Source organism: Mesorhizobium sp. M7A.F.Ca.CA.001.08.2.1, assembly GCF_003998455.1.
Classification (GTDB): Bacteria; Pseudomonadota; Alphaproteobacteria; order Rhizobiales; family Rhizobiaceae; genus Mesorhizobium; species Mesorhizobium ciceri.
The window spans coordinates 1-6,071 of record NZ_RZPW01000366.1 but is presented as its reverse complement, the minus strand read 5'-3'; the positions used below and the strand labels follow the sequence as shown (position 1 = coordinate 6,071).

General features: G+C 62.4%; 6 protein-coding genes. 2 read left to right on the top strand and 4 right to left on the bottom strand.

Annotated elements, in window-relative coordinates:
- Window positions 1-148, bottom strand: a 148-nt coding sequence (locus EN914_RS20790) for a LysR family transcriptional regulator (RefSeq protein WP_127389232.1), incomplete at its 3' end; no start/stop codon positions are given.
- A 113-nt stretch (window positions 149-261) separates the two neighbouring features.
- On the opposite strand from EN914_RS20790, the gene EN914_RS20785 reads away from it, so the two are divergent.
- Together EN914_RS20785 and EN914_RS20780 are read left to right on the top strand one after the other, a co-directional pair.
- The gene (locus EN914_RS20785) at window positions 262-669 is read left to right on the top strand and encodes a 4-oxalocrotonate tautomerase family protein (RefSeq protein WP_024504332.1); all 408 of its coding nucleotides are present in this window, start codon (window positions 262-264) and stop codon (window positions 667-669) included.
- A gap of 122 nt (window positions 670-791) precedes the next feature.
- Window positions 792-3,014: an AMP-binding protein gene (locus tag EN914_RS20780; protein WP_024504333.1), complete on the top strand. Its 2,223-nt coding sequence runs from the start codon at window positions 792-794 to the stop codon at window positions 3,012-3,014.
- A 27-nt stretch (window positions 3,015-3,041) separates the two neighbouring features.
- On the opposite strand, the gene EN914_RS20775 is transcribed toward EN914_RS20780, so the two are convergent.
- The 3 genes from EN914_RS20775 to EN914_RS20765 all read right to left on the bottom strand — a co-directional run bounded on the left by EN914_RS20775 (window position 3,042) and on the right by EN914_RS20765 (window position 6,053).
- On the bottom strand, window positions 3,042-3,860 hold the full coding sequence (locus EN914_RS20775) for a phosphatidylcholine/phosphatidylserine synthase (RefSeq protein WP_013532542.1): 819 nt from the start codon (window positions 3,858-3,860) through the stop codon (window positions 3,042-3,044).
- 3 nt (window positions 3,861-3,863) lie between these two features.
- Window positions 3,864-4,562, bottom strand: coding sequence for a phosphatidylserine decarboxylase (locus tag EN914_RS20770; RefSeq protein WP_024504334.1), 699 nt, complete (start codon window positions 4,560-4,562; stop codon window positions 3,864-3,866).
- Window positions 4,563-4,760: 198 nt separating this feature from the next.
- A complete protein-coding gene (locus tag EN914_RS20765; RefSeq protein ID WP_024504335.1) occupies window positions 4,761-6,053 on the bottom strand; it encodes a DUF4375 domain-containing protein in 1,293 nt (430 codons plus the stop codon).
- Window positions 6,054-6,071: the final 18 nt, after the last annotated feature.

Below are 6,071 nucleotides of genomic sequence, written 5' to 3'. Positions count from 1 at the left end.
GCGGCTGGAGAAAATCGTCGGTGAGCCGCTGCATCTGGGCGGTCACCGCCGAGGGCGAACGGCCGATGCTTGCAGCCGCCTGGGCCAGCGAGCCGCTGTCGACGAAAGCAAGGAAGGTTCGGAGCAGATCTGGATCCAGTGTTTCCATACTTCGATATTATCGAAGCTTCAGTTAAAAACAATTCGATTTTTTTGATCGAAAGATGATGGCATGGTTGTTCAACGGGCGATCGGACGCCCCGCAAGCCAAGGAGAAGAAAAATGCCCATCATCAACATCAGCGTCGCCGGCAAGCCTGACGCGGCGCTTTCCGCTCGCATCGCGAAGGAGGCCACAGAAATCACCGCGACGCAGCTGCGCAAGGACCCGACGATCACGGCAGTTGCCGTGTCCTACGTCGATCCGCAGCACTGGTTCGCCGGCGGCAAATCGCTGGCCGAGCACGGCACCAACACGTTCTGGCTTGATATCAAGGTGGTCGACGGCACCAACACCAAACTTGAACTGGAGGCCTATCTGAAGGCGATCTTCGCTGCCTTCGGCCGTCTGCTGGGCGGCGTGCACGAGGAGAGCTACGCCTTCGTGCATGAAGTGCCGGCAGCCGCTTACGGCTATGGCGGCAAGACCCAGGAATTTCGTTTCATCAGTGGACGGCTGCAGGCGGCATGAGAAGCAGCTTCCCGCACCGGGGAAGCAAAAGCTGCGCATTGACCTTGTTCCCACATCGTCTAGGTTCTGGCCGACACGGCCGCAAAGAGCCGAGATGCTAAAAACGTTGGGAGAGACGCGGCATGATCCTGACACTGGCGCTGCTTGCGGGTCTTGTTCTGGCTTGGCTGCTGATCGGCGTGGCGGAAAAATTCCGCCTCGGCCTGCGCTTCACCCAGGCGCTGCTCTATGTTCCGTTCAAGCTTGCCTACCGGATCGAAGACAGCCGCATCAGGATCGCCCGCAAGGCGCAGGCTCCAGTCATCTACGTCATCTCGCATCAATCGCGCTTCGAGCCGGCGCTGATGCTGTCGCTGCTGCCGGAAGACACGCTGCATATTCTCGATGAGGTCTCGGCGCGCTCGCCCTGGCTCGAACCCTGGCGCGAGCTTGGCCGCACCATCGCCTTCAACGCCGAACATGTCTTCGTCAGCCGCCGGTTGGTGCGGGTGCTGAAGGGCAAGGGCCGGCTCGCCGTCTATCTGCCGGATGCGGTCGAGCCTGACGTCAAGACGTTTCGGTTGTTTCGTGCCGTCACCCGCATCGCCATGCAGGCCGATGCCAAAATCGTGCCGATCTTCGTCGGCGGCGCACGCAGCCTGCCGGTGTCGCTGACGCCCGCGGACAAGGCGCCACGACACTGGTTGCCGCAGCTGTCGATCAGCGTGCTGGAGCGGATGACCATCGCCGAACTGGTGGCGCGCAACCCCGAGCAGGCCTCGAACACCAACGCGCTGTTCGACCGTGTCGCCGAGGCGCGGCTCTTCGGCACCGACCTCGATCGCGGCCTGTTCCTGGCCATGCGCGATGCCGCAGACCGCGTAGGTGCCTCGCACCCGATCATCGAGGATGTCATCTCCGGCGCGCTGAGCTACCGCAAGATGTTCATCGGCGCCCGCGTCCTGGGCAGGCGCTTCGAGGCGGTGACGGCTCCGGGCGAGGCGGTCGGCGTGATGCTGCCCAATGCCAACGGCGTCGTGCTGTCGCTCACCGGCCTTCTGTCGGCCGGCCGGGTGGCGGCGATGATCAACTATACGGCCGGGCCGGCGAGCGTCACCGCGGCCGTACGCACGGCGGTGATAAGGACCGTGATTTCGTCCCGCGCGTTCGTCGAGAAGGCCGACCTTGCCGATATCGTCGCGGCGGTCGAAAAGGGCGGCGCCAGGCTTCTCTGGCTCGAGGATGTGCGGGAGAGCGTCACCGCGCTGGACAAGCTTGCCGCCGCCTTGCTGTGGCGCTGGCCGCTGCAGCGACAGGACGCGGCCAAGCCGGCGGTGATCCTGTTCACCTCGGGCTCGGAAGGCACGCCGAAGGCAGTCGTGCTGTCGCACAAGAACCTTTACGCCAACGCCATGCAGGCTGAGGCGCGCATCACCATCTCGCCCGCCGACATCCTGCTCAACGTGCTGCCGGTGTTCCATTCGTTCGGCCTGACGGGCGGCACCATCCTGCCGCTGGTCACCGGGGTAAAACTGTTCCTCTACCCCTCGCCGCTGCACTACAAGATCATCCCCGAGGTTGCGCGCAAGGTGAAACCGACCATTATGTTCGGCACCGACACTTTCCTCGCCAACTATGCGCGCACCGCCAAGGACGGCGATTTTTCCAGCCTGCGCTTCGTCGTTGCCGGCGCCGAGGCGGTGAAGCCGGAAACCCGCCGCGTCTATCGCGAACGCTTCCAGGCCGAGATCATCGAAGGGTTCGGACTGACAGAGGCGGCACCGGTGGTTGCCGTCAACACGGCAATCCATGGCCGCGACGGCACGGTCGGCCGGCTGCTGCCGGCCATGCGCATGAAGCTTGAGCCGATCGAAGGCATCAGCGATGCCGGCCAATTGTGGCTCGACGGACCGAACCTGATGATGGGCTACATGACCGCGGACCGCCCCGGTGAATTGCAGCCGCTGACGGGCTGGCACGACACCGGCGACATCGTCGCTGTCGACCGCGAAGGCTTCATCACCATTCGCGGCCGCGCCAAGCGCTTCGCCAAGATCGCCGGCGAGATGGTGTCGCTGGGTGCTGTCGAGATGCTGGTGCAGTCGCTGTGGCCGGAAGAACGCCATGCGGCGGTAGCGGTGCCGGACAAGAGGCGCGGCGAGCGCATCGTGCTGGTCACCACCGCCGACGACGCCAATCCCGACGAGTTGCGCAGATTCGGCAAACAAGCCGGCGCCGCCGAACTGATGGTGCCCAACGACATCGTCAAGGTCGAGGAAATCCCGGTGCTGGGTTCGGGCAAGACCGACTATGTCTCGACCCGAAAGCTGGCGATCGACAGGCTGGGGCTCGGCGTCGCGGCCTGAGTCGGATCAAGCACTTCCGCCGACCTTCTAACCTATATCCGAAGGCGGTACCTTCTCGCCCTCCAGCTTGGCGCGTTTCGAATAGGCGCGCACACTGAACGGCAGGAAGATCAGGTAGCCGGCAACCGAAGCGGTCAGCGTGTACCAGGGGTAGGTCATCAGCAGCAGTACGTAGAGCACGACACCCAGGATGATCGGCAACACCCTGTCGCCCGGGATTTTCAGACTCTTGCCGGAATAGACCGGCAGCCGGCTGACCAGCAGGAAGGCGACCAGTATGGTAAAGCCGGTGGCGACGAAGGCCGCTGGACGACTGGGCTCCAGCCCTGTGCGCAGGAAATAGAGATAGAGCGGCAGCATCACCAGCACCGCGCCCGCCGGCGCCGGCACGCCGACGAAATATTCGGACTGCCATATCGGGCGATCGGCCTTCTCGTCATCGAGCACGTTGAAACGGGCGAGGCGCAGCCCGCAGGCGATGGCGAACAGCAGTGCCGCGATCCAGCCCGGCGAGCCGGCGCGGTCGAGCAGGAAGGCATAGAGCACCAGAGCCGGCGCCACGCCGAAATTGACGATGTCGGCCAGCGAATCCATCTGCGCGCCGAATTTCGAGGTCGCCTTCAGCATCCGCGCCAAGCGGCCGTCGATGCCGTCGAGGAAGGCGGCAAGCAGCACCATCACCACCGCCGGCTCGAAGCGACCTTCGAAGCCGAAGCGGATGCCGGACAGGCCGGCGCAGATGGCGAGCACGGTGACCAGATTGGGCAGCACCATGCGCATCGGGATTTCGCGGATGCGCGGACCGCCGCTGGCATGGGCCTCGAACTTCTTATACTGCGTGCCCACGGCTCAGGAAATCCGCACGAGGGGTGTGCCGGCGACACCGCCGAATTCGGCCAGCACGGTTTCACCGCCGACCGCTGTCTGGCCGACGGCAACGCGCGGCGTGGCGGTCAAGGGCAGGAAGACATCGACGCGCGAGCCGAAGCGGATCAGGCCGAAACGCTCGCCGGTGCCGATCGAGCCGCCCGCCTCGGCCCAACAGACGATCCGCCGCGCCACCAGGCCGGCGATCTGGACGGCAGCGACCGTGCCATTGGGGCTCTCGATGACCAGGCCGTTGCGCTCGTTCTCGGTGCTGGCCTTATCCAGTTCCGCATTGAGGAATTTGCCCGGCCGATGTTCGATTTTCGCAATACGGCCGCGCACCGGGGCGCGGTTCACGTGACAGGAAAAGACATTCATGAACACCGAGATGCGGGTCATCTCGACATTGCCGAGGCCGAGTTCGCGCGGCGGCACGGCGGGTCCGACCGCCGAGATGATGCCGTCGGCGGGGCTGACCACCAGGCGGTCGTCAATCGGGGTGACGCGCTCGGGGTCGCGGAAGAAATAGACGCACCAGGCGGTCAGGATCAGGCCGATCCAGAACAGGATCGAGGAGAAATAGCCAAGGAAAAGCGTTGCCGCGCCAAAGGCCGCGATAAAGGGATAGCCTTCGCGATGGATCGGTACGAACGCGTTCTTGACCGTATCGACAAGGCTCATCGGGTGTAAACGGGCTCCGTTTCAGGTGGGGCCTCAATAGCCGAAAGCCCCCCTCGCCGCAACGCAACAATCGGCGGCGCGGGCGAACGGGCAAGGGCCTGTCGCCTCAGGATAGCCGAACGCTCCGCGTTCGTGAGGTCGCGACCGGCTCGCATGCCTGTGCCACTGGCGTCAGAATTTCGAGACAATCAGCCCAGATCAGTTGGCACCATCGGCTTCGGCGCGCACAAAATGTTCTTCGATCTCAAGCCTATGGGCATCCGCCAGCGGATCTTCGGCGCCCGACCTCAAGAGCGCGCTCCCGTTGGGAGAGGACACCAAAAACAGCAGTCTACCGTCAGCAGCAACTGTCCAACTGACGACCGATCCTCCCTCGCTCGGAATCAGCATCGATGGCAAAGCAACTGCTCCTGCCGTATCAATTCCAGCCCTGCGCAAAAGAAGGTCGAGGGCTGCTGGTGCCCCGTATTCATCAGCCAGTTCGATGACTGTCGCTATTGAATCAGCGCCGACATGCGACAGCTTCAGACCGACACGTGGAGCACCTTCGCCAAGTAACTCATCAACGCTATCGACCGGTCCGAGGTCGAGTTGCAGTTCTGTACCATCAGCAGCCAGGTACTGGTATGCAGCCGCATGCGTTGGCGTGACTACGCACAAACGCACCCTGCCGGCGTTGGTTACGACCGGAAATGTCATCTGCTTCTCGCCATCTATGCCCAACCTCCGTCCTTTGCCGAGCCCGAGCTTAACCTCGGGCTGCGGCAAAGCTGCACAGGCGAGCCCGATGCCCACTTCAAGTCGGCTCGTCATCACTGCTTTCAGATGGAACACCGAACGATGGCGCAATCGAGGTTCGCGCCTGGGGTTGGCCATCACAATGTCAAGAGTGGCCTCCTGGCATTCGGCATCGTCGACAATCTCCAGTTCAGGCCAGGAGGCTATCCAACCCACTGCGCGGGCAAGCATCGGGACGCTGTCTTCCTCCTTGTAAAAAAGATCGTCGAGTCCATCAAGGAAATCAGCGCGGCCACCTTCGAATCCAGTCTGTTCCTCCGCTTCCTTGGGATGTTCCCGGACCCAAGCAACCATCTGTTTCAAAATAGCTAAATGGTTTTCTGCTCGCATTCCAGCCAAAGCCAAATGCACATCCGAGGTGACTTTATCGAGGTGATCACGGTAATTGTGAATAAATTGGCTATGGCCGCCATTAGCCACTTCCATCCCGTATAGGTAAGCGTGAAAAAACTGCCTCGCTGACGGCGGTATTTCGTGATCTTTGTAGAGGCCCTGATCAAACATTGCGGTCACGAAATCCATGACTGCAGTCACGAGGTCAGCAACGTAGTTTTCCTTAGCGGCGCGCTCGACTGCTGAAAACGGGACAACAATTGAAGTCACGCGCGGACTGGCCGTCGGTTGCTCCGGCTGGTACGCCGAAATCGTTGTCGACTGCTGCAGCCTTTTCTTTCGCGAAAAAATTCCGAACATTCCAAAGCCTTCTTACCC